Here is a 438-nt window from a genome sequence, read left to right as displayed (position 1 = left end):
GCTCAGCACCGCCGCGACCGTGCGCTTCGGCATGCGGACCTCCTCGTCGACGACAGCGACGATACGCCGATCCACGGGGCGCGAGGCGGGTCTTGCGCGGGGCGTCGATGCGCGCGCCCGGAACCCCCTGCCGAGGCGCCTCAGCGCCGGGTCCCGGCCGGCGCGCCTCAGCGCCGGGTCGAGACCGTGACGGTGAACTTGCGGTCCCGCGCGACCTGGCGCGTGGGGCCCACCAGCCGCTCCAGCGCGGGGCGGTACCGCAGGGCGGAGTTCCACACGGTCCACAGCTCGCCGCCCGGCGCCAGCGCGCGGGCGACGTCGGCGAACATGCGCGGGGCCAGGTGGTCGGTGACCGCGGCCCCCGTGTGGAACGGCGGATTCAGCGCGATGAAGGTGGCGGCGGCATCCGGAACGGACGAGAGCACGTCGTCGCGCACC

Annotated in this window: 1 protein-coding gene; it reads right to left on the bottom strand. The window is 76.0% G+C overall.

Annotation, left to right across the window (positions count from 1 at the left end):
* Positions 1-167 precede the first annotated feature (167 nt).
* Positions 168-438: class I SAM-dependent methyltransferase (locus DBR36_RS18600; protein ID WP_258222894.1), on the bottom strand; the 271-nt coding region annotated here is incomplete at its 5' end.

Source organism: Microbacterium sp. HMWF026, from assembly GCF_003061325.1.
GTDB classification, from domain to species: Bacteria; Actinomycetota; Actinomycetes; order Actinomycetales; family Microbacteriaceae; genus Microbacterium; species Microbacterium testaceum_E.
Note: the sequence above shows the minus strand (reverse complement) of the source record. Positions and strands in the feature narration are given on the sequence as shown.